This window comes from Staphylococcus sp. GDY8P198P, from assembly GCF_017891615.1.
Classification (GTDB): Bacteria; Bacillota; Bacilli; order Staphylococcales; family Staphylococcaceae; genus Staphylococcus; species Staphylococcus cohnii.
In genome coordinates, this window is sequence record NZ_JAESJQ010000004.1 from 306,018 (window position 1) to 329,032 (window position 23,015).

26 protein-coding genes are annotated in these 23,015 nt (G+C 31.6%); 8 read left to right on the forward strand and 18 right to left on the reverse strand.

Annotated features, from left to right (window positions below; all coding sequences use genetic code 11):
- Window positions 1-81: 81 nt before the first annotated feature.
- From KA824_RS04270 to sosA, 6 genes are all read right to left on the reverse strand, one after another.
- On the reverse strand, window positions 82-549 hold the full coding sequence (locus KA824_RS04270) for a CcdC family protein (protein ID WP_107384945.1): 468 nt from the start codon (window positions 547-549) through the stop codon (window positions 82-84).
- Window positions 550-809: 260 nt separating this feature from the next.
- Entirely contained in the window at window positions 810-995 is a 186-nt protein-coding gene (locus KA824_RS04275; protein ID WP_107504952.1) for a hypothetical protein, read from the reverse strand.
- A 314-nt stretch (window positions 996-1,309) separates the two neighbouring features.
- Window positions 1,310-1,549 carry a YneF family protein gene (locus KA824_RS04280; RefSeq protein ID WP_019467986.1) on the reverse strand — a complete coding sequence of 80 codons (240 nt, stop codon included), beginning with the start codon at window positions 1,547-1,549 and terminating at the stop codon, window positions 1,310-1,312.
- 212 nt (window positions 1,550-1,761) lie between these two features.
- Complete coding sequence (gene tkt / locus KA824_RS04285; RefSeq protein ID WP_107384946.1) at window positions 1,762-3,750, reverse strand: transketolase; 1,989 nt, start codon at window positions 3,748-3,750, stop codon at window positions 1,762-1,764.
- Between the two features lie 76 nt (window positions 3,751-3,826).
- The gene (locus KA824_RS04290) at window positions 3,827-4,075 is read right to left on the reverse strand and encodes a DUF896 domain-containing protein (protein ID WP_019467988.1); all 249 of its coding nucleotides are present in this window, start codon (window positions 4,073-4,075) and stop codon (window positions 3,827-3,829) included.
- Between the two features lie 123 nt (window positions 4,076-4,198).
- A complete protein-coding gene (gene sosA, locus KA824_RS04295) occupies window positions 4,199-4,432 on the reverse strand; it encodes a DNA damage-induced cell division inhibitor SosA (RefSeq protein ID WP_107386448.1) in 234 nt (77 codons plus the stop codon).
- 141 nt (window positions 4,433-4,573) lie between these two features.
- Here sosA and lexA point away from each other — a divergent pair, with 141 nt between their 5' ends.
- Window positions 4,574-5,197 (forward strand): transcriptional repressor LexA, encoded by a 624-nt coding sequence (gene lexA, locus KA824_RS04300; protein WP_019467990.1) that lies wholly within the window; start codon window positions 4,574-4,576, stop codon window positions 5,195-5,197.
- A 190-nt stretch (window positions 5,198-5,387) separates the two neighbouring features.
- Here the strand turns inward: lexA and KA824_RS04305 are convergent, their stop codons facing one another.
- The 3 genes from KA824_RS04305 to rpsN all read right to left on the reverse strand — a co-directional run bounded on the left by KA824_RS04305 (window position 5,388) and on the right by rpsN (window position 7,863).
- The gene (locus KA824_RS04305; RefSeq protein ID WP_308811674.1) at window positions 5,388-6,404 is read right to left on the reverse strand and encodes a CAP domain-containing protein; all 1,017 of its coding nucleotides are present in this window, start codon (window positions 6,402-6,404) and stop codon (window positions 5,388-5,390) included.
- A gap of 20 nt (window positions 6,405-6,424) precedes the next feature.
- Window positions 6,425-7,402, reverse strand: a complete 978-nt coding sequence (guaC, locus tag KA824_RS04310) for a GMP reductase (RefSeq protein WP_107385286.1) — start codon at window positions 7,400-7,402, stop codon at window positions 6,425-6,427.
- 191 nt (window positions 7,403-7,593) lie between these two features.
- Complete coding sequence (gene rpsN / locus KA824_RS04315; protein ID WP_181187563.1) at window positions 7,594-7,863, reverse strand: 30S ribosomal protein S14; 270 nt, start codon at window positions 7,861-7,863, stop codon at window positions 7,594-7,596.
- 226 nt (window positions 7,864-8,089) lie between these two features.
- On the opposite strand from rpsN, the gene rpmG reads away from it, so the two are divergent.
- Together rpmG and KA824_RS04325 are read left to right on the forward strand one after the other, a co-directional pair.
- Entirely contained in the window at window positions 8,090-8,239 is a 150-nt protein-coding gene (gene rpmG / locus KA824_RS04320; RefSeq protein WP_017724369.1) for a 50S ribosomal protein L33, read from the forward strand.
- 439 nt (window positions 8,240-8,678) lie between these two features.
- A complete protein-coding gene (locus KA824_RS04325; protein WP_107385306.1) occupies window positions 8,679-8,927 on the forward strand; it encodes a hypothetical protein in 249 nt (82 codons plus the stop codon).
- 333 nt (window positions 8,928-9,260) lie between these two features.
- Here KA824_RS04325 and KA824_RS04330 read toward each other — a convergent pair whose 3' ends face one another.
- Window positions 9,261-10,748, reverse strand: a complete 1,488-nt coding sequence (locus tag KA824_RS04330; protein WP_107385305.1) for a catalase — start codon at window positions 10,746-10,748, stop codon at window positions 9,261-9,263.
- A 223-nt stretch (window positions 10,749-10,971) separates the two neighbouring features.
- Here KA824_RS04330 and KA824_RS04335 point away from each other — a divergent pair, with 223 nt between their 5' ends.
- Window positions 10,972-12,417 (forward strand): amino acid permease, encoded by a 1,446-nt coding sequence (locus KA824_RS04335; protein ID WP_107385304.1) that lies wholly within the window; start codon window positions 10,972-10,974, stop codon window positions 12,415-12,417.
- A gap of 203 nt (window positions 12,418-12,620) precedes the next feature.
- Window positions 12,621-12,935: a hypothetical protein gene (locus tag KA824_RS04340; protein ID WP_019467809.1), complete on the forward strand. Its 315-nt coding sequence runs from the start codon at window positions 12,621-12,623 to the stop codon at window positions 12,933-12,935.
- 542 nt (window positions 12,936-13,477) lie between these two features.
- On the opposite strand, the gene KA824_RS04345 is transcribed toward KA824_RS04340, so the two are convergent.
- From KA824_RS04345 to KA824_RS04360, 4 genes are read right to left on the reverse strand one after another with little or no spacing between them, the layout of a single operon-like run.
- Window positions 13,478-14,281, reverse strand: a complete 804-nt coding sequence (locus tag KA824_RS04345; RefSeq protein WP_107386171.1) for a Cof-type HAD-IIB family hydrolase — start codon at window positions 14,279-14,281, stop codon at window positions 13,478-13,480.
- A gap of 53 nt (window positions 14,282-14,334) precedes the next feature.
- Entirely contained in the window at window positions 14,335-15,246 is a 912-nt protein-coding gene (thrB, locus tag KA824_RS04350) for a homoserine kinase (RefSeq protein WP_107383948.1), read from the reverse strand.
- A 1-nt stretch (window position 15,247) separates the two neighbouring features.
- On the reverse strand, window positions 15,248-16,309 hold the full coding sequence (thrC, locus tag KA824_RS04355; protein ID WP_107383949.1) for a threonine synthase: 1,062 nt from the start codon (window positions 16,307-16,309) through the stop codon (window positions 15,248-15,250).
- 5 nt (window positions 16,310-16,314) lie between these two features.
- Window positions 16,315-17,598, reverse strand: a complete 1,284-nt coding sequence (locus tag KA824_RS04360) for a homoserine dehydrogenase (RefSeq protein ID WP_210133238.1) — start codon at window positions 17,596-17,598, stop codon at window positions 16,315-16,317.
- A gap of 192 nt (window positions 17,599-17,790) precedes the next feature.
- Here KA824_RS04360 and KA824_RS04365 point away from each other — a divergent pair, with 192 nt between their 5' ends.
- Entirely contained in the window at window positions 17,791-19,158 is a 1,368-nt protein-coding gene (locus tag KA824_RS04365; protein ID WP_107505418.1) for an aspartate kinase, read from the forward strand.
- A 95-nt stretch (window positions 19,159-19,253) separates the two neighbouring features.
- Here the strand turns inward: KA824_RS04365 and KA824_RS04370 are convergent, their stop codons facing one another.
- Both KA824_RS04370 and KA824_RS04375 read right to left on the reverse strand, forming a co-directional pair.
- Window positions 19,254-19,847, reverse strand: a complete 594-nt coding sequence (locus tag KA824_RS04370) for a hypothetical protein (protein ID WP_107383952.1) — start codon at window positions 19,845-19,847, stop codon at window positions 19,254-19,256.
- A gap of 111 nt (window positions 19,848-19,958) precedes the next feature.
- Window positions 19,959-20,405, reverse strand: a complete 447-nt coding sequence (locus KA824_RS04375; RefSeq protein ID WP_226952021.1) for a sugar phosphate isomerase family — start codon at window positions 20,403-20,405, stop codon at window positions 19,959-19,961.
- Between the two features lie 283 nt (window positions 20,406-20,688).
- On the opposite strand from KA824_RS04375, the gene KA824_RS04380 reads away from it, so the two are divergent.
- A complete protein-coding gene (locus KA824_RS04380) occupies window positions 20,689-21,552 on the forward strand; it encodes a hypothetical protein (protein WP_107383954.1) in 864 nt (287 codons plus the stop codon).
- Window positions 21,553-21,788: 236 nt separating this feature from the next.
- On the opposite strand, the gene nucI is transcribed toward KA824_RS04380, so the two are convergent.
- Window positions 21,789-22,319, reverse strand: coding sequence for a thermonuclease NucI (gene nucI / locus KA824_RS04385; RefSeq protein WP_107383955.1), 531 nt, complete (start codon window positions 22,317-22,319; stop codon window positions 21,789-21,791).
- A 182-nt stretch (window positions 22,320-22,501) separates the two neighbouring features.
- On the opposite strand from nucI, the gene KA824_RS04390 reads away from it, so the two are divergent.
- Window positions 22,502-22,693 carry a hypothetical protein gene (locus KA824_RS04390; protein WP_107383956.1) on the forward strand — a complete coding sequence of 64 codons (192 nt, stop codon included), beginning with the start codon at window positions 22,502-22,504 and terminating at the stop codon, window positions 22,691-22,693.
- A 102-nt stretch (window positions 22,694-22,795) separates the two neighbouring features.
- Here the strand turns inward: KA824_RS04390 and KA824_RS04395 are convergent.
- On the reverse strand, window positions 22,796-23,015 hold a 220-nt coding region (locus tag KA824_RS04395; protein ID WP_481906278.1), incomplete at its 5' end, for an N-acetyltransferase.

The following is a 23,015-nucleotide window of genomic DNA, read 5'->3' on the forward strand; positions in this document are numbered from 1 at the left end:
TCCATGATTTTTAAGGAAATTTAGTAGCCCTTTAGTATTAAGCATATTCAATTACTCTAATATAATTATTACTTCATTCGCTTATTTAATTAATGTTTTCTTAACTTTTTTATATTGATATAACATAGCCAATCTCCAAGGTACAATCATACAAAAAGCAAGTAAGAAAAACATGCCACCAATTTCACCTGGATCTATTTTATTACTTATAAATATTTTCATAATTGTTCTGATTAACAACAGTGAAATTAAGATAATAGGAAAAGCTTTAGACCGCTTCATGTATACTTCGCTACCGGATGTTTCAAATCGAGAAGTCCAAATTAATATCGTCGAGAAAAGAACACCTAATACGATGCACTCTATTATTTCCATACCCGTTAATCTGAAATAAGGTACCACATACATTAATGCACCTGTTGCCATAAAAAATGGCGGTAAAATAATTTTCTTTTCATTTACTGGATATTGCTGCGCTTTCATTCTTACAACGATTACCCCAATACCCATTAAAAAAGCTACAACTATAGAAAAAACTAAATATAACATGCTTACACCTTCTTTATGTTACTGGCTTAATCTCCACCTCAAATAGTATATCATTTTACTATTTAACATTCAGTAATTTTAATATGTTTTCATTTGGTCTGTATAGCATGTTATTTAGCCTCATCTGTATATTTCAAAAATTCAATTATGTATAGGTGATCTATAGTATCAAAAGATTAATGTCAACGTCGGGAGGTATTGATAGAAAATTACTCAAAATAAAATAAGCCTTGTTTCAGACTTATCTTATTCATTGCTATTTAAATAGCGCGTGTTGTGTCACAAGCTGACAATGCATTTTCTAAAGTATATCTAAGATAATTCATATCATGAATTTGCATCGCGTTGTGATATTCTTTGAAAGCTTCTTCAGTAGAAAAGTTAATATGCATATTTGCTAATCGATCTAAAACTTCTTTGTCTTCCATGTCATAAGCACTCTTCACTTATTAATACCTCCCTTATATATACAAATTATAACAAATATGATTTTACAATCAAATATTTACTGAATATTTAAAAAATAAATTACATTCACTATCACTTTAATTATTTTAATGCGCATTTAAAAAACCTAATCCGTCTATAAAATTTCGAAACATTAAAGTATGATTTGCAAATGACACAAATTGAGTAGCATCACATTTATATGACCGAACCAGGATTATATTCTCATTTTTTAAATATAATAGGTATTTGTTCAAATCAAAAAAGCTGACGATTTACTAGTAGGTAGTAATCATCAGCTTTTCACAAGACATTATTTCTTCTTCTTGAATGCGTCGTCTTGATTTTTATTCATCATTGTCATCATTTGATTTATTTTCTTTTGAGATGGTTTTTGACCCATTTGCATCATCATCATTCGTAGCATTTCTTCATTAATTGGTGGGTTCTTTTTCAGATAATCCATCATATATTTTCTCGCAAGGAAAAATCCACCGACTAGTCCTAGAATTAGTGCTAACACGATTAATAAAATTGCTAACCAAGTTGCCATTGTTTCACCCACTTTCCTATCCTAATGCATTTTACTAAAATAACCACTCCTTTTCAAGAGTGACTCAATTAATTTATATTTCCAACCTTATGTATTATATCAATTATAATTTCAGTTTGTAAATATAATCCAATCTTTATTTATAATTAAAAATTGGTATGAGAACAAAAGCTCTCATACCAAAAATGTTACCTATCTTTTTATCTTAATAATTAGAACGTTTGAATTTGATTTAAGACATTTTCTTTAGTGAAACCATATTTTTCAACTACTAAATCACCAGGCGCACTTGCACCAAATCCATCAATACCAATCACTTTACCTTCAGTACCAACATATTTATGCCAACCTAATGATGATGCCATTTCAATAGCAACACGTTTTGTAATTGAAGAAGGTAAGATAGATGCTTTATATTCATCGGATTGTTGATCGAATGCATTCCAGTTAGGCATTGATACAACACGTACACCTTTACCTTGTCCTTCTAAATCTTTAGCAGCTTCAATGGCTAAATTAACTTCTGAACCTGTAGCTAATAGTAAGTACTCTGGATCTTTATCTGATTCAAACACTACATAAGCACCTTTACGCACACCTTCTTCAACAGTTTCTTTAGGTAAGTCCATTGTTGTTAGGTTTTGACGTGTTAATACTAAAGATGTAGGTGTATTTTCTGATTCCATTGCTACTTCCCAAGCTACACGTGTTTCATTACCGTCTGCTGGACGAATAACATTCATGTTTGGAATTGCACGTAAACCAGATAATTGTTCGATTGGTTCATGTGTAGGGCCATCTTCACCAACTGCAATTGAATCATGCGTGAAAATAAATGTTGAATTTAATCCCATGATTGCTGATAAACGAAGTGCTGGTTTTAAATAGTCACTAAACACGAAGAAAGTTGCACCATATGGATGTAAACCACCGTGAGCAGCCATACCATTTACAGCAGCACCCATTGCAAATTCACGTACACCAAACCAGATATTTTTACCTTCAGGTGTATCTTTATCAAAGTCAACCGCATCTTTAACGTTTGATTTGTTTGAACCAGCTAAGTCAGCTGAACCACCAAAGAATGAAGGTACTGTTTTACTTAGTGCTTGTATTACTTCACCAGAGTCTGCACGTGAAGCACCACTATGGCCAGCTTCAAATTCTGGCAATTCATTTGAGTAGTTTGTTGGTAATTTACCACTGATTGCCAATTTGAATTCTTCAGCTAATTCTGGATATTTTTCACTGTATGTTTCAACAAGTTTATTCCAGTTTTCTTCTTTTTCATTAGCACGTTTTAACATTGTTTGTTGGAAAATTTCATATACTTCATCTGGTACGTTAAAGCGTTTTTCAGGATCCAAACCATAGTTTTCTAAAGCTAATTTTCTTTCTTCTTCACCTAATGGAGCACCGTGTACGCCATGAGAAGCTTGTTTATTAGGCGCGCCGTAACCAATGATTGTTTTCACTTCAATGATTGTTGGTACATCTGAAGTTTTAGCTTCTTTAATAGCATTATCAATAGCATCTATATCATTACCATCTTTAACTAAAATGTGTTTCCAACCATATGATTCAAAACGCGTTTTAACATCTTCAGAAAATGCTTTGTTTAAATCTCCATCTAAAGAAATGTCATTTGAGTCATATAATACAATAAGTTTATCTAATTGTGTATGACCAGCTAATGATGCTGCTTCATGTGAAATACCTTCCATTAAATCTCCATCAGATGCTATTACGTAAGTATGGTGATCTATTACATTAGCATCTTCTTTATTAAACTTACCAGCAAGATGTTTTTCAGCCAATGCCATACCTACAGACATAGCAAAACCTTGTCCTAATGGGCCAGTTGTTACCTCAACACCATCAGTATGTCTAAACTCTGGATGGCCTGGAGTTTTTGAACCCCATTGTCTAAATTGTTTTAATTCATCTAATTCTAAACTACCTGAAACGTGTAATAAACTGTATAGCAATGCAGAACCATGGCCTGCAGACAATACAAAACGATCTCTATCGAAGAAATCTTTTGATTGGGGGTTGAAATTTAAGTGGCGTGTCCATAATGTATATGCCATTGGAGCTGCGCCCATTGGTAATCCAGGGTGACCTGAGTTTGCTTGCTCAACAGCATCGATACTTAAGGCTCTTATCGTATCTATCGCTAATTGATCTTTTTCTTTATTCATCTAAATGACTTCCTTTCTTATAGCAAGTTTCATTACTATTATACCTTATTTAGTAATTATTTAACAAAAAATTGATTTAGTTATTATCTTTTTTATCTTTAGAATCTAATATTTTTTTCACCTTTTCAGGCGTTACATCATTGCCTTCTGGATCAATAACTCTCGTACTTTCAATTTGTTTTTTAAAGCTTTGTCGGAAAGAATCTAAATATGCTTTTCTTAATTTCGATTGTTCTTTCGATTCAGATTCAGTCAATCCTTGTTCTTTTTTCTTTTTTGCTAACTCATTTATACGCTTAATATCTACGGCATCATTTTTCGCCATAATAAACCTCCGTAATTCATAATATAGAAAATATAACAAAAAAATAAGCGAAACTAAATAGTTACGCTTATATTACCATTCTACTAAATAAATTCACTTTCACAATACAGTTGGCTTAATATTTTATTTGGCTTTTGCTAAAAATTGATTGAGTGTCCGTTCGCTTTTTTCATCTGAATTCATTTGATACTGTTCGTCTTTTGTAGAAATATTTGTGATTTGATGATCTGTCATTTCGTACGTTTGTTCTGATTTTGTATTATAATAAGCACTTAATATAAAGACAGTACTCAAAATCATTGTAACTAGCAATACTGTAATATAAGGTTTAATTTGATATATATATAGTTTGAACATATAAGTCACTCCTAGAACGTTTGTTTGTACTTAAACTTTATCAGAACGTCTGTTCTCTGTCAACACGAAAACGAACAAACGTTTGTAAACATAAACAATACATGCTATAATAAAAACAAATTAACGTAGGGAGTGCCTATTATGAGAGAATTAACTAAGCGACAAAATGAGATTTTTGAGTATATTAAACAGACTGTTCATTCAAAGGGTTATCCACCAAGTGTTCGGGAAATTGGTGAAGCTGTTGGTTTAGCATCTAGCTCAACTGTGCATGGACATCTATCCAGATTAGAAGAAAAGGGTTATATAAAAAGAGATCCAACTAAACCACGTGCAATTGAAATTGTTACCGAACAATTAGGGGAAACCGTGAATATGGAATCTACAATTCACGTGCCAGTCATTGGTAAAGTCACAGCAGGTATACCTATTACTGCTGTTGAAAATGTTGAAGAGTATTTTCCGTTACCCGAGCATTTCACTTCAACGCATAACAGCGATATTTTCATCTTAAATGTTGTTGGTGATAGCATGATTGAAGCGGGAATATTAGATGGAGATAAAGTTATCGTAAGAAGCCAAACTATTGCTGAAAATGGTGATATTATTGTAGCAATGACTGAGGACAATGAAGCTACAGTCAAACGTTTTTACAAAGAAAAAACACGATACCGTTTACAGCCGGAAAATAGTACAATGTCGCCAATCTATTTAGATCAAGTTGCTGTTTTAGGTAAAGTTGTCGGCCTGTTTAGAGAAATTTAATTTTATAGATAAAGACACTCTCAATTAAAATAAGAGGCTACGCTTATAGCGTAGCCTCTTATTTATTGTCATTTTTTTCTAAGACATCTTTCACTTTTTCTAGTATATCTTCTGTTTGATCTTTTTTATTTGTTGTCATAATACCTCATCCTCACAGAATATAGATACCCTTTTCAACAATGCATAAACACTATCCCGTATAATTTTCAGTCCAATAAGGTTGTTTATGTTCATTAAAATCAACGCCGACACCTAAAGTATTAAATTCTTTTTTAAGAATATTTTTTCTATGACCTAAAGAATTCATTAATCCTTGATGAGCATAAATGCTACTTGGTTGACCATAAGCTAAATTCTCGCCAGCTGCATTAAAATCATGTCCATCTTGTTCTAATCTATCAAATGGTGAATCCCCAGATTGATTATTATGGTCAAAATAATTATTCTCCGCCATATCATTACTGTGTTTGCGTGCTGTATCAGAGATAGTTTCAGAATAATCTAATGTATTTAACCCATGTTGTACTCTTTCAGCATTGACCAAATCAAAATTTTGAAGTTCAAAACTTTTTGCTAAATTACGCGAAGGCGTTGCATATTGATTTTGAAGTCTATTCTCCATTTTTTCACTTACTAATAGTAGCGCAGTGAGATTGTTGTCATTATGCTTATCATAAAAAGCTGTCGTGTAAATATTGTCTTTTTTAAAATTATCAAATTCATTATCGCGAACGTCCATACTCAAATGACCTTTACGTTTTGTAGTTATCGGATCACCTAATCGTTCTCTAACTATATCTTTAGGAGTACTATATTTAATTTTAGATTTTGAAGAAATAACATTTTGATTACTGTATAGTCCGTTCACTTTACCTTTAATATAACTTACCATAATAAAGCTTCTATAATTCTCCGAATAATACGCATACCATTGTGTACCATATTCATTTGAAGTAACGCGTTTTGCTTTACCTAGTTTTCTTTCAACTTCAGCCTTCGACATGTTCATTTGAATATTATTCAAAGCAAATTCTTGCTCATCAGGTACTTTCAAAGCATTTTGAGTTTGTGACTGTTCCGATGATGACCAACTATCTATTTTTGCTTTAAATTGTTGTTGCAAATTTTCTAAAGGTGTAAATTCTTTGATTGGAACAATTAAAACAATACAAAGAAGTACAATTACATATAATAAAAATCGTTTAATTTTTTACACCTACTAGTTTATTAGTCTCTGTCTCCATTAAAAATGGAGTTTCTTACTATAACATAATCTACTTTAGTCAATGAATTTAAATCATCGCCACCCGCATATGAAATAGAACTTTGTAAATCTTGTTGCATTTCAATTAATGTATCTTTCAATAAACCTTTATGTTCAACAAACATTTTTTTACCTTCAACGTTTTTGTGTTCACCTTTTTGGAACTCAGACGCACTACCAAAATATTCTTTATACATTTTTCCATCTAATTCAACGGTTTCACCAGGAGATTCTTCATGTGCTGCAAATAATGAGCCTACCATAACCATTGATGCACCAAAACGAATTGATTTAGCAATATCACCGTGCGTTCTGATACCTCCATCAGCTATTATCGGTTTTCTTGCAGCTTTACTACAATGGTTCAACGCAGCTAATTGCCAACCACCTGTGCCAAATCCTGTTTTAATTTTTGTAATACAAACGCGACCTGGTCCAATACCAACCTTAGTTGCATCTGCACCAGCATTTTCCAATTCACGAACACCTTCTGGCGTTCCAACATTACCTGCAATAACAAATGCTTCAGGTATGTGGTTTTTAATATGTTTGATCATATTAATAACGGCATCAGAATGCCCGTGTGCGATATCAATTGTAATATACTCAGGAATCACATTATCCTGTGCTAATTTTTCTACAAAATCAAATTCACGGTCTTTAATACCAACTGAAATTGAAGCAAATAATCCTTTATCATGCATTTGCTTTACAAATGGTATACGTGCTTCTTCATCGAATCTATGCATGATATAGAAGTAATCATTTTCAGCAAACCATTCTGCTAATGTTTCATTCATTACTGTTTGCATGTTTGCAGGTACCACTGGTAATTTAAATGATTTCGGACCAAATTTCACAGTAGTATCACATTCTGAACGGCTATTAACAATACATTTATTTGGAATAAGCTGTATATCTTCGTAATCAAATATCTTCATAATTAAACGAACCCCTAACATTTATTAATAAAATAGTATTTAAAGGTAAGATTTTCAAATAAAATTCATAACTCTAAATGTAAATACTTAAACATAGGATAGTTATTTCCGAACAATGACATTTTATTTATCTTTACCAATAGTTAATATACATGCTTTTTCCCTAAATGTAAATGAACTAAAGTCCTAAATTACCAACTTGATTTTTTCACGCCAGGAATTTGTCCTTTATGTGCATGTTCCCTAAACGCAATACGTGACATTTCAAATTTTCTCAGCACGCCTCTTGGACGACCAGTTACTTTACATCTACGTGTCAGTCTTGTTGGTGAAGCATCTCTTGGTAATTTTCTTAATGCTTCATAATCACCTTTTTCCTTCAACGTTTTTCTTAATTCGTAGTATCGTGCTACTAAGCGTTCTCTTTTTTGTTCCTTAGCAATTTTGGATTTTTTTGCCATAATATTCTCTCCTTTTTTACAAATCGTAATTATTACGTTTTGTATAATAACACATTCTTTTTATTTATCAAACTAAAATATTTAAATTATTAACATTCGTATAATGCTTAGAAATTTAACTTTAATTAACTACATACTTTTCAAAGATCAATCTTATTGAAATTAATGAAAGAATATGATATTATTTTAAAACGTAATGATTCCTGTTAAGAAAGAGGTGTTAACTTTGCGCGTAAATATAACATTAGCTTGTACTGAATGTGGTGATCGTAATTATATTAGCACTAAAAACAAGCGGAATAATCCAGAACGAATTGAACTTAAAAAATTCTGTCCACGATTAAATAAATACACTTTACATCGTGAAACAAAATAGTTCTGTGCTTTCATTATCTTTTTAATACGACATTCAAACTAATTGTCTGGGATATAAACGTCTCGGACTTAGTATTAACGTCAATTCTATTCCTTTACTATAGAATTGACGTTTTTTTATATTTTAAATGGTAAAAACGCGGAACATATATCGCATCTATAAGAAAATGATAAGTTTATTATTTTGATTATGGGATTTATGTAGCTATTTTTAATATTTAAATGTTAATTGAATCATTGAAGATGAATGGTGATTTAAAACTTTTACATGCACAAAAATACGATAGTTTATTGCAAATTATAATTTATTCATCAAAATTAATAGTTATTTAACAATAAAGTACTTAATTAACACTTTTAAATAGGTTAAGAGACTACTAATAAAGGTTGCCAAGCCTTATAATAAATACAGTATATTAAAATATGTGGAGGCGTTTCATATGGAAAATCGTCATATTACAAATGAGCAAAAAAGGCATATTATAGATTCAATAACAGAGAAAACAAAAGATAAAAGTGTATGTAACTGCGGACATCCAAATATTGAAATATTAGACGGACATTATTTCCTACCATTGTTAACTGCTTCTTTAGGTAATGATCCGACACCTATGATAACTTTATTATGTAATAACTGTGGGAAAATGCATTTCTATTCACAAAATTTCTTAGGTATCAAAACTCGATAATTATTTTTAGTAATTGAGAAATAAATTACTGTTCATCACTCAGTCGCCTCATATGATGTGAGCGATAGTTAACAACCTTTGACAACCTACAAAGCCTCTGACTTTGTAGGTTTTTGTATGTGGAAATTTATAAAAACAAAGCAATACTTATAACATAGACTCGGTATAAATAAATATAAAAACGGATGATTTTTACTTTATATCGTAAAAATCATCCGCTTAAAATCATACACGAACTACATATATCTCAAATGTTTAACATAAATTAATTATTTTGTATAATTCCATGCGCCATTGAAGTATAAATATGCGTGTATAATTAAGATACATTTATTAATCTGCAATTTCTAAATCTACATCATTAATGTCAATGCCTAGTGCTTTCGCAACACCTTTACCATATTCGCTATCCGCTTTATAACAGTGACGAATATGACGATGTTGTACTTCTAAAGTAGTGCCTTGCATTTCATTAGCTGTATTTTCAAAAATACGTTCTTGTTGTTCTTTTGATTGTAATCTGAATAAACGACCTGGTTGTTCGAAGTAGTTATCATCATCTTCTCTTAAATCATATTCATATGCTTCACCTTCAACTTTTAGACCAGGTTTTTTAAATTCAGGTTGATCTTCAAATGAGCCATCACTATTTGGATAGTAATGAGTACTGCCACCTTGATTATTATCAATAATTCTCATTTGGCCATCACGGCTGAATGGACAAATATTTTCCATACCTACACCTTTAGGTTGGTTAACTGGGATTTGCCAATGGTTCACACCTAATCTATAACGTTGTGCATCACCATATGAGAATAGTCTACCTTGTAACATTCTGTCTGGAGAAAAATCTATGCCAGGTACAATATTGGTTGGTGCGAAAGCAGCTTGTTCAACATCTTGGAAATAGTTGTCTGGATTACGATTTAATTCAAACTCTCCAACTTCTATTAATGGATAGTCTCCTTTATACCAAACTTTTGTTAAATCAAACGGATTATCTTTATGGTTACGAGCTTGTTCTTCTGTCATAACTTGGATATACATTTTCCATTTTGGATAGTCTTTATTTTCAATTGCTTCAAATAAATCACGTTGTGATGATTCTCTGTCTTCAGCAATTACGCTAGCTGCTTCATCAGGTTGTAAGTTTTCAATACCTTGTTGTGTTCTGTGATGGAATTTAACCCAAACACGTTCACCTTTATCATTGTACATAGAATAAGTATGAGAGCCAAATCCGTGCATGTTTCTAAAGCCTTTAGGAATACCACGGTCTGACATTAAAATTGTTACTTGGTGCAATGCTTCAGGTAAAGACGTCCAGAAATCCCAGTTATTTTGTGCACTTCTCATATTTGTTCTTGGGTCACGCTTCACTGCGTGGTTTAAACTTGCAAATAATTTCGGATCTCTAAAGAAGAACACTGGTGTATTATTTCCTACTAAATCCCAGTTCCCTTCATCTGTATAAAATTTCAATGCAAATCCGCGAATATCACGTTCAGCATCAGCTGCACCTCTTTCACCTGCTACTGTTGAAAAACGTGCAAACATTTCTGTTTGTTTACCAACTTCAGAAAAAATGCTTGCTGAAGTATATTGTGTAATATCATTTGTAACTGTAAATGTACCAAATGCACCTGAACCTTTTGCATGCATACGTCTTTCAGGAATAACTTCTCTATCAAAATGAGCCATTTGCTCTAAAAAGTACCAATCTTGCATTAATAGTGGTCCTCTAGGGCCTGCTGTCATACTATTTTCTCTATCTGAAATTGGTGCGCCAAATAGGCTCGTCAACTTTTTCTTGTTACTCATAATATTTCCCCCGCTTTTTCTTATTAATAATTATTATTACCTAGTATTTATTTTAATCTATAACATTTGTAAAAGCAACTCACAATACATCTATAAAATAACAATTTTCAAAATATTTGAATATTTTATGGCTTTAAAGTCATAAAAAGCATTGCTCTTAAATCATAAAACCATTAAAATGGAGAATATATTTAAAATTCAATAGACTATAGGAGACTGTATTATGGCACAAAACAATATGAACCGTGGTCTTAATTCTAGACACATTTCTATGATAGCAATTGGTGGTGCAATTGGCACAGGCTTGTTTGTAGCTACTGGAAGTGTAATATCACAAGCAGGACCAGGTGGCGCAATATTAGCTTACTTGATTATTGGCGTGATGTTATATTTCTTAATGTCTTCAATCGGTGAACTTGCCACCTTTTATCCGGTTTCAGGTTCTTTTAGTTCTTATTCAACCCGTTTTGTTGATAGTTCCCTAGGTTTCACTATGGGATGGCTATATTGGGCAATCTGGCTACTAGTTACCAGTGTTGATATTATTATTTCTTCAAGTGTAATTTATTATTGGGATTTCTTCCAATTTTTCAGTCCAGTTACTTGGAGCATTATCTTCCTTGCCATACTTTTTTTACTTAATATTTTCTCTGTAAAAGCTTTCGGTGAAACAGAATTTTGGTTATCACTTATCAAAGTTGCAACAATAATTATTTTCATCGTAATTGGTGTATTGACGATTATTGGAATCTTAGGTGGAAAGACATATGGTCTAGGCAACTACGTAACAGGAGAAGCTCCTTTTGTAGGAGGCGTCTCTGGCTTCTTGGGTGTCTTGCTTGTCGCTGGATTCTCTGTCGGTGGTACCGAAGTGGTGGCCGTAACAGCTGGAGAATCTTCAAATCCAAGTCATTCAATGCCAAAAGCAATTAAACAAGTGTTTTGGAGAATATTATTGTTCTATGTTTTATCAATTGCTGTTATTTCAGCTATTATTCCTTACACAGACCCATTGTTATTAAACAAAAGTGAATCTGTATCACAGAGTCCTTTTACAATCGTATTTGATCGTGTAGGTATTGCCTTTGCCGCTTCGGTTATTAATGCTGTTATTTTAACTTCATTATTGTCTGCTGCGAATTCAGGTATTTATACTACAAGTAGAATGCTTTTCTCAATGGCAGAAGATAAGCAAGCGCCTAAATTTTTAGGTAAATTAAATAAAACTACAAAGTTACCTTTGGTATCATTGTTCGTAACTTTCATTATTGTTTTAATTATAATTATAATTGCTCAGTTTAAATCAGATATCGTCTTTTCACTATTAAATATTATTGGTTCTTTAGTCATCGTTGTTTGGGCTTCTAGTATCGTAGCGCAAATCAGGCTACGTTCAGCGATTAAAAAACAAAATTTGAATCCTGATGAAGTACTACCTTATAAAGCTCCTTTCTATCCTTTAGGACCAATCATAGTCATCATTGCATTATTATTCTTATTCATAGGTAATTCAATTGGTGCGATTTTAGCTGGTGATATGGGCGTCTTAATTAGAAACCTATCGCCGATGATTATTTTAGCTATCATTTACTTTGTTCATAAATTAATACGACAAACTAAAATTGTTAAACTCAAAGACATTGATTTAAAAGAACATGATTATAATTAATGAATTGCACTGTAAAAGTATTTTAAGATACTTTTTGCAGTGCTTTTTTAATATTGCAAGCCTTACATTTATTTATTACCTACTTGTTCTAAAATAAACCTCAACAATGAGAATTTATAATAATTAAAAGCTTATCATATTTTCAGATACCCAAAATTAAGGTATAATGAAGTTAATAATTTAATGACTTAGAGGTGGAAATTATGATTGGACAAACAAACCTATTTGACGATATTTTAGAAACTGACGAGCGTTTCGTTATTGTTGTACAATCACTTGAAGAAAGACATGATCAATTAATCAAACGCACATTAAGAGAGTATCCAAGTTTAGATCACTCACAAATGGAAAGTCTTTTTAGCCATCTTAAAGAATTATTTTCAGAAGAAGAATTTGAAGAAAATCAGTCAGCGTTTTCAATCACAGTTTATACCAATTTAAACTATGCTGCAGATAACGTTTATGCTCATGTTAAAAGACACCGAGGCAAAAATGAATGGACACATACTGCTAAATAATCACCAACAAAAAATGGCAATTTCTAATTTTCATATAGAAATTGCCATTTTTTCTGCTAATTATATGTAAACAGTAGATTGTAGTTGAAATATTCTAATGTATTAGCTTAGTCAAAGACTGCATATTGATAATTTAGCACTATTTATACATGGTATATTAATTTAAGTTTACACGTTTCTTATAATCGTTTTCGTTCTTATAAAAGTAATTTCGTGTACTGTTTCGCGTTCAATTAATTTAATATTTTTATTTAGTATATATAAGGCGCTTATTTTCGTACTAAAATACATACTTGATAACGATTTTGTAACGAGCTGACACCGAGATCAATGGTATGAGTGACTTATACTATTAAATCATAACCCTAGGCCAAGCTTGCACAAGCAAAAATTTCAATTTTTTAGTAGATGATTGAACTGAAAAATAAAGTCCCACTACTCAATAAATTGAGTTAGTGGGACTTATAGGTGAGCATTTCGGATCAAACTATCAATCATTTGCGTGACCAATATTTAAAAATAAAGGTTAAGCAATTAATTTGTTAGTTAAGTAAAGCTTTTAGTGTGTGTGGGATACCATCATTATCATTTGTTAAAGTAACTTCATCAACAACAGCTTTGACATCATCATTTGCATTGCCCATAGCAACAGCTTTACCAACTACTTTCAACATTGATATATCATTTGAACTATCACCGAAGCCAATAACTTGAGATAATTTTACATCTAATTTTTGACACAATTCAGTGATAGCATTGCCTTTAGATACACCCTGTGCCATAAATTCTAAGAAAAACGGTTTACTTGTAGTAACATCAATATTTTCATTAAAGTGACCTTCTAAATCATTTCTAATACTTGTAATATTTGAAACATAATCAATCCCCATAACTTTAGGTACGTCCTCTTGAATATATGCTTTTAAATCATCCACCTGTTTCATTGGCAGGCCTGTGAGTTCTGATTCAATGTTCATATATTCATGTTCACCTTCATATACGATATAACCATCTTGGTAAGTCAAAACAAACAATTTTTGATTCCTACAAAAATCTACAATACTATCAAAATCAGACTTTGACACAGTGCGACTTACTTCCACTTTTTCATCAGAAACTTTAACTGTTTTTCCACCATTGTAACTTATGACATAACTGTCATGTTGGTCTAATTTCAAATGTTTTGCTGTAGGCATCATACCATCTGTTGGTCTACCCGATGCAAGTACAACTTTATAACCTTGCGCTTGTATATCTATTAAATATTGCGCTGTTTCAACACTAACTTCGTTATCAGAAGTCATTAATGTATCATCCATATCCATCACTATTAATTTATATCCCATCTTGCTATCTCCTTTCAACCTCTACAAGACTATATTATAACAAATAAATCAAACTAATATACTACTTCAGATTCCACTCCTGTGATATTAACTGTAACGAGTTCAGATCGACAATTCGTAAATTCACGTTTAAGTTCCCTCACTAATTCACCGCTTCGTTCAGGTGCTATCAAGGTTAAAACAGTTGGGCCTGCACCACTAATAACTGTAGCATATGATTTATATTGTTTTGCAATTTGTTTAATGGTTTGAAATTCTGGGATTAGATGTTGACGATATGGTTCATGAAAACCGTCTTGTTCCATCATCTTGCCTGCAAGTTCATAATTTTGTTGTATTAAAGCACTAATCATTGTATTGCTGATGGCACTATTTCTAACAGCATTTTTATGTGAAAATGTTTCCGGAAGCACATTCCTTGAAAGTGTCGTACTTAATTCATTTGATGGTATTGTTATGATAATATCAGATTTTGGTGGATCAATATATGATACATCCGTCACTTTTGTTTCAGGATCATAGTATCCTAAGACAAGCCCCCCGTAAATTGTAGGTGCTACATTGTCTGGATGTCCTTCAAATTCAGTTGCCAATTGCAATAATTCATATTTAGAAAGCTCTATATCACCAAAATAATTAGCTATGTATAATCCCCCTACTAGTGCAGAAGCAGAGGAACCTAAGCCTCTTGCTAAAGGGATTTCACTTCTCATTTCTATAGATAAAGACGGTAAAGTCACGTCATATTTATTTGCCACTTGTTGTGCAATTTGATAAATATAGTGCGATTCGTCTGTTGGTAATGATTCAACATTTGGCCCTATATGTTTAAAAGACCATCTATCACTATTATTAATTCGCACATCAAGATATAAAAATTTATTTAAAGCCATTCCAATAGAATCAAATCCGACACCTAAATTAGCAGTAGATGCCGGTATTTTTAAACGTAAACGTACACTCATGCTAAAGTGCTCCTTTAATATATTCTAAAATGCTTTCTCTATCATTTGGTAGTGGCTTAATTGGATTATCTAATAGTGAGATAGCTGTATCTGGATCTTTCAAACCATTACCAGTCAAGACTGACACGACACGTTTCCCCTTTGGTAACTTACCAGCACGGTGTAACTTAATTAAACCAGCAATGGAGGCATTGCTTGCAGGTTCGCTAAATATACCTTCTTTTCGAGCCATCAGTTGATATGCTTCTAAAATTTCTTCGTCTGTTACGCTATCAATGAGACCTTCTGATTCTTTTAAGGCACGATTAGCTTTATCCCAACTTGCGGGGTTACCGATTCTAATTGCAGTAGCTACTGTATCTGGATTCTTCACTACTTTATTTTGAACGATTGGGGATGCACCTGCAGCTTGGAACCCATATAAGTTAGGAAGTTGCGTATCATTCGTGTCATGGTACTCTTTAAATCCTTTCCAATATGCTGAAATATTACCAGCATTTCCAACCGGAATTGATAATATATCTGGTGCTTGGCCATTCAATTGTTGAATCACTTCAAAAGCACTTGTTTTTTGACCTTCAATACGATAAGGATTAACTGAGTTCACAAGCGCAATTTCACCATTTTTAGCCACTTCTTGTACAATTTCAAGTGCTTCATCAAAATTTCCTTCTATAGAAACAATTTCTGCACCATACATAACTGCTTGCGACAATTTCCCTAAAGCAATTTTCCCTTCCGGAATAACTACAATCGCTTTTAAACCTGCTCTCGCAGCATACGCTGCCGCGGAAGCTGAAGTATTGCCAGTTGAAGCACAAATCACTATTTTCTTGCCTTCTTCTTTAGCTTTAGCCATTGCCATTACCATGCCTCTATCTTTAAATGAACCTGTTGGATTTGCACCTTCGTATTTAACATGTAATTCAATACCAAGCATTTCAGACATGTTCTCACAGTATATCAAAGGTGTATGGCCTTCATTTAAACTTACTTTAGGTGTATCAGCTGTTACTGGTAAATATTCCTTGAATTCTTCTACAAGCCCTTGCCAATTTTTCATAAACATTAAACTCCTTCAACTGGGTAAATTTTCTGTACAACATAACCTGATTCTTGAATTGTTTCTATCGGGGATTCATCAATTCCTATGATAACTACACCAGCAGTATGTGCATCACGTTCAGTAACTGCTAATGATTTATGAACAGGCAATTCGCCTTTCAATAAAGTTTCAACTTGGTTTACATCTTCTCCATCTGTTTGCACCACGACATAATAACTTTCTTTCCCTTTGATAACAATCGTATCTTCTTCTTCGTTCATCATTTCTTTGGTTTCTTCAGTTTTCAATTCAAAATGCGGTGGTAGCGTATGCAAATTAGTATCAAAATTAAATGTAACATTTAATAAATCACTTACAACGGCACTCCCTGTAGCTAAACTACCTGCACCTTTACCATAAAACATTGTTTCTCCAACAGCATCACCTATCACATAAATCGCGTTAAATTCATCTTCTACTGATGCTAACTGATGGCTTTTATCAATCAAAGTTGGTGCGACTGATGCATTGACTTGAGCATTTTCATATGTACCTTTACCAATCAACTTAATTTTATAACCAAGTTTATCAGCTACTTTAATATCTGATAGTGTGACATCGCTAATACCATATTTATCAACCTCTTCTAAATTAATCACCTGATTAAATGATAAATACGACGTAATAACTACTTTGCGTGCTGCATCAATACCTTCAACATCATCAGTTGGATCTGCTTCAGCAAACCCTAGACGTTGTGCTTCTGCCAACGCTTCTTCAAATGATGTTTCTTCTTGTGTCATCTTACTTAATATAAAGTTAGATGTACCATTTAAAATCCCCATAAACTTACTTATATTATTGGCGTTTAAACCGTTATTTATAGCATTTACAATCGGAATACCACCTGCGACACTAGCTTCATATTTTAAAGCAACATCATTTTCTTGGGCTAAATGTTCTAGCTCTCTTAAATTTTCAGCTAGAAGATCTTTGTTTGCGGTAATCACGTGTTTCTTCTCACTCAATGCGCGTTTTAACCATTCTACTGTGGGCTCAACTCCACCAAGTACTTCGACAATGATATCAATTGTTTCATCATCAAGAATATCTTCTATATTTTCAGTTAAATTATATTTAGATGTATTAATAGGACGTTTTCTAGACTTGTCACGTACTAATATATGTCTAATATTAATATCTTTATTCATTGTTTCTCTAATTTGTTCTCTATTTTCTTCTATTATTTTTACTACACCAGAACCTACAGTTCCTAAACCAAGTAGTGCTACATTTAATTCTTTCATGTCTTCATTCCTCCGTTTGTTTATCTAAAAAATACAATTGTACAGTTGAAAAATACTTGAATATGGTATAGTATAAATTCATTCATTATTTTTGTAAAGTCTATGAATATTTAAAACGTATATTTATATTATCACTCCTGTGATAAAAACTAAACTAAATTTTCTGATTTTTTAGAAAGGTTGTATAACATTATGAAAGTAACTAAATTCGGAGGAAGCTCTGTTTCCAATGCAGAGCAAATTAAAAAGGTATTAGACATTGTTAATTCAGATGAAGCTCGAAAAATCGTAGTCGTATCGGCACCAGGAAAACGAAATAAAGATGATGTAAAAACTACTGATTTATTAATTCGACTTTACGAAAAAGTGATAGAACGATTAGACTACAATTCTAAAAAAGAAGAAATCATTCAACGTTACAAGGATATTATTAACGAACTCAACATGAGTGATGCACTTTTAAAAACAATTGATGAAACTTTAGAAAGTTACATAGCTACATTGAGCGAAAAGCCATCCAGACTGTTAGATGCTTTACTTTCATGTGGTGAGAACTTTAATGCTCAAATTATTGCAGAATATAATAATAGCCAAGGTATTCCGACGCGTTATATTTCTCCTGGAGAGGCTGGTATTACTGTTACGGATTTACCTCAAAATGCTCAAATCTTAGATCAATCTTATGAAGCACTTTATAACTTAAGGTCATTTGAAGAAAAATTAATCATTCCTGGGTTTTTTGGTATTTCTAGACAAAATTACGTGGTCACATTCCCTCGTGGTGGTTCAGATATAACAGGAGCTATTGTAGCAAGAGGTGTAAGAGCGGATTTATATGAAAACTTTACAGATGTTTCTGGCATTTTTAGAGCTAATCCTTCTATTGTTAAAAATCCTGAAGTTATAAATGAAATTACATATCGCGAAATGCGTGAGTTATCTTACGCTGGCTTTGGCGTATTCCATGATGAAGCTTTACAACCGCTACACAAAGACAGAATTCCTGTCGTTATAAAAAACACAAATAGACCTGATGATATAGGAACTTACATTAGACATGATAGAGAAATTGACTCAAATAGTATTGTAAGTGGCATTAGTTGTGACAAAGATTTCACAGTATTAAATATTAAAAAGTATCTTATGAATAGACAAGTTGGTTTTACACGTAAAATACTAGCCGTACTAGAAGACTATAATATTTCATTTGATCATATGCCATCAGGTATAGATAACATAAGTATCATCATGCGCTCTAAAGAGATACAAAACAAAGAGGAACAAGTACTTAATGATATACGTAAAAATTGTGATGTAGATGAATTAAGCATTGAACATGATTTAGCGATACTAATGGTGGTTGGTGAAGGCATGCATAGAATCGTTGGTACTGCCAGCACAATTACTCATGCACTTGCAGAATCAAACATAAACTTGAAAATGATGAACCAAGGCGCTTCAGAAATTTCTATGATGTTTGGAATCGACGTTACAGATGCAGAGAAAGCAGTTAATGCTACTTATGAATATTGTTACACTAAAAATTGTTTGAATATTTAAACAATAATTACTAACTATTTATCGATAAAAAATCCTTCAAATCGTATAGACTCATTTGAAAGTGAATGAATCCTAATGAATGATTTGAAGGGTTTTTAAATTGCTTTTTTTTCAGATATAAGTGCTTGATTAATGCGTTCATCTCCAACAACTAAGCGTAAAATAACAAATTGATAATAACTTAACGAATCGATAACACTTCTATAATTTGGTAATTGATGATAATCGATGGGATCCAATAACTCATACATTAATACAATTTCAGGCTTAATATAATCTACATCCCATTTGATAGAATGAAAATAAATATGCTTTTCGGGTAAACGAATATTGTGATTCCACCTGAACATCCATTCATCATTTTCAACATCATAAACAATAATTGTCATTATTAACTCATCATTTATATAAATATTTGCATGAGTGACATCTGCAAATTCTAACTTTGTAAAATCAGTGGTTGTATTTTTACCATCGTGTAAAACAATCATATTGCTTTTAGGTATAAACTTTAAAACTTCACCAAGATATTTTCTTTCGACACTAATATCTACCTTATCGTCTAAATTAAACTCATCATGAAGAAAAAGTTGTTTTGCGACTTCACCATTATATTTAAACAGTTCAGGTACATTTTCAGTTAAATTTTTTACAACTTCTTTAATATTTTTATCATTACTAACTGCCAAATCTGTACCTCCTATCAAAAGTAAGCGTTTCCATTAATAATCATTATATTATTTGTGACTACATTTTTCAATGTGAAAAGCACAAAAATGTGAATGTAAACACATTTTTATTTAAAATTCGCCAATATAGCTATAGTCTTGTCGATGATGTTGTTTCAAAATCGCTGGTCTGTTAACAATTAATAATTCTTCTGAACGATTGTATAAAGCTAACTGAATTTCAGCAATTTCTGGCAATGTTTGATACAATGCTTTATCTGTCATATAAGGTGCAGTTGCAAAATAATAGCGAATGCGATATCTCTCAAATGTTTGGATAACATCCGTACCAGTGATAATATGTAGTGCATTGTCTACCTTTCCATTGGGCATTATAATATTAAAATCAGTGTACCTTGCAACATATTTAATGATATCAGTTGAAAAAGAAATCACTGAAATTTTAAATTTAGCTTCATATAGTTCGTCAATAATGTGATAAGTAACTGGGTGGTTATCAAATGCAATAACATCTTCATTATTTACGTTTTCTATTATATAGTTGATATATTTTTTCATAGTAGTCAAATCAATGTCCTCCAAACAGACTTTTCTACGGTAAGTATAGTAGATAATATATGTATTACCCAATTAAGCACTAATTAAATAGATACATCATTTTTTTAATTCAATAATTTTTATAACAAATCATATCACTCATTTATATATTAAGTAGGAATTGCTTATAATTAAAAAATATGATTATACTAATATTAACCCTATTAGTTAATTGTATTTGTACAAATATAAATAAAAGAGTAAAATATAGTTTATTAAAAATATTAAGATTAGGATGATACCAATGTTTTTACCGATTATTTTAGCAATAATTATTGTAATACTATTATTAGTTATTATTATTGAAAGAAGAGTGATGAATCATAAGCTTGAGACTGAATCATATGCAAAAGATCAGTTAATAAATAAAATTAGTATCATCACGCGTGAAAACACATATTTAAAAAATCAAATGCTTGAAAAAAATGTTAATAATGATACACACCATCATGGATTAAGAAAAGCTAAACAGGATTTAAATGACATATTAAATCAATATCAAAGTGAAGGTTCAATTTCATTTTTTGATATTATAACAACTGGAAATTTAGCTGTTAAGCATCCTTTGTTTGAATATGCTAGAGCTTTCGATTACATTGTTATTACTGAAAAAGGGTTATTTAATATTAATGTGAAAAACTGGAAGCAAAAAACATTTTACCACTTCACAGTTGACCCAACAAATGACACACAAAATAGTGACGATGATACTGTAAATCAAACAGTTGGCCGTTATATTGCAAATCAATTCCATAGTCAATTCCAATCAACACGACCTACAACATACACATTTGTAGAGAGAATTAGAAATAATTCTATTATTTATGACTTTTATAATTATGATCCATATGAACAGTCTTCAAAAAATGCCAAAGCATTGGAAGATAGAATTGCAGACCAATTGCATCATAGAATTCAAAATATTGGTTTAGTTTACTTTACAGATGGTAGCGTAAATTTAATTGATGGACCTACAGAAAGACAAGATTTTGTAGAAACAGTTTCATCCAAATCTTCTCTAAAAGAAATAATTGGTGAAACGATTGTAAATGCTCAAGAATCATTAACTGAATCACAGTATAATGAACTACTTGCACATTTCCACTAATTAAACAGTATTAAAAACTGCATGAACGATTTTGTAACATGCCGTCACTTCTAATAATGATATAAGTAAGAGATTACATGCTCAGATTAAGTAAATCAAATACTCAGACAAACATGTATTGCCAAAATCGTAAGATGTAAATATAAAGGAGAGCTAACCCATTATGGATTAGCTCTCTTTTTTGAGAATAGATATTTATGTACCAGTCACTTTTGTGTTTAAGTCATTTGAAATTTTTAACTCCATATATTTTCGTTATTACTTTTAGCTATCTGTTCTGCTTTTTCGAACATTTCTCTATATTTACCATTTGGAGAAAAATATTTTTCTCTAGCCAATCCTTTTTTCACTAACAGTTCATTGAACATCGTATCTTTATCTAGCCAAACATATGCCAGTGTACGACCATATCGATCTTCTTTTTCTTTATCATATTCTAAAAAGACATCTTTATCAGTTAAATGTTCTTTTGAAAAATCAGATGCTTCTTTACCATATGGTTGTACTGGCGTATTTGGTTTAACAGTTTCAGGCGTATCTACACCTATCAACCTCACTTTAATTTGTTCATGTTGACTATTATTTGCTATTAATGTATCACCATCAACTACACGGGCTACATGTACTTTCTCAGTTTGCTTTGGTCCGTCATTATTATTTGTATCATTGGATGAAAAAGGGCCAGTCTCATTTATAAACTGAAATGCAAGTACGCCTAGTACAACTATACTAATAATTAATGTAGTAATTTTCTTTGTTGGTTTCATTGTTGCACCCACTTTTTATGAATATACCAAATTATCATATAGAAAATTAAAGTTTACGTCAAGACGCTCATTTTAAATAAAAATTAATCTTTTACATTAAATAAAACTTTAATTAGTCATTATTTTATTTTAACGTACTTAAGCAATCATGATATAATACATAAATGATAGGAGTGAACAGTTTGAGTATATTTAAGGAGAACATGATTACAGTTATTGCGATTGTTATAGCAATCATTGTAGGCTTAATATTACAATATCAGTTTCAATTTCCACCGCTTGTGTCTGCAGTTGTAGCAATATTTTTAGGCATTTTCATTGGATTTATTATTTTTATTATTCAAGTTATTGTAACTAAGAATAAGAAAAAATAGTGTCTTCTGCCGAGTGTTTAAATCGGCAGTTTTTTTATTTTAGTTAACATAATATTATTATAGGAATATACTAATAAACACGCTTTTCTTTAAAAAATATATTTATAAAATGCTTCGATTTAATGTTTTTTCCAATAAAGTCCATGCTTCATGATCATATTCATCAACATGAATTGGTCTGAATCCAAAATTAAGATACATATTGATTGCTTGGAAGCTTGTTGTTTGAGAGGTTAAATATGCTTGATTATGATATGCAGCTAAAATTTTCATTGCTGCCGTTAATAAAGGTTTAGATAATTGATAAAGTCCGTATAATTGT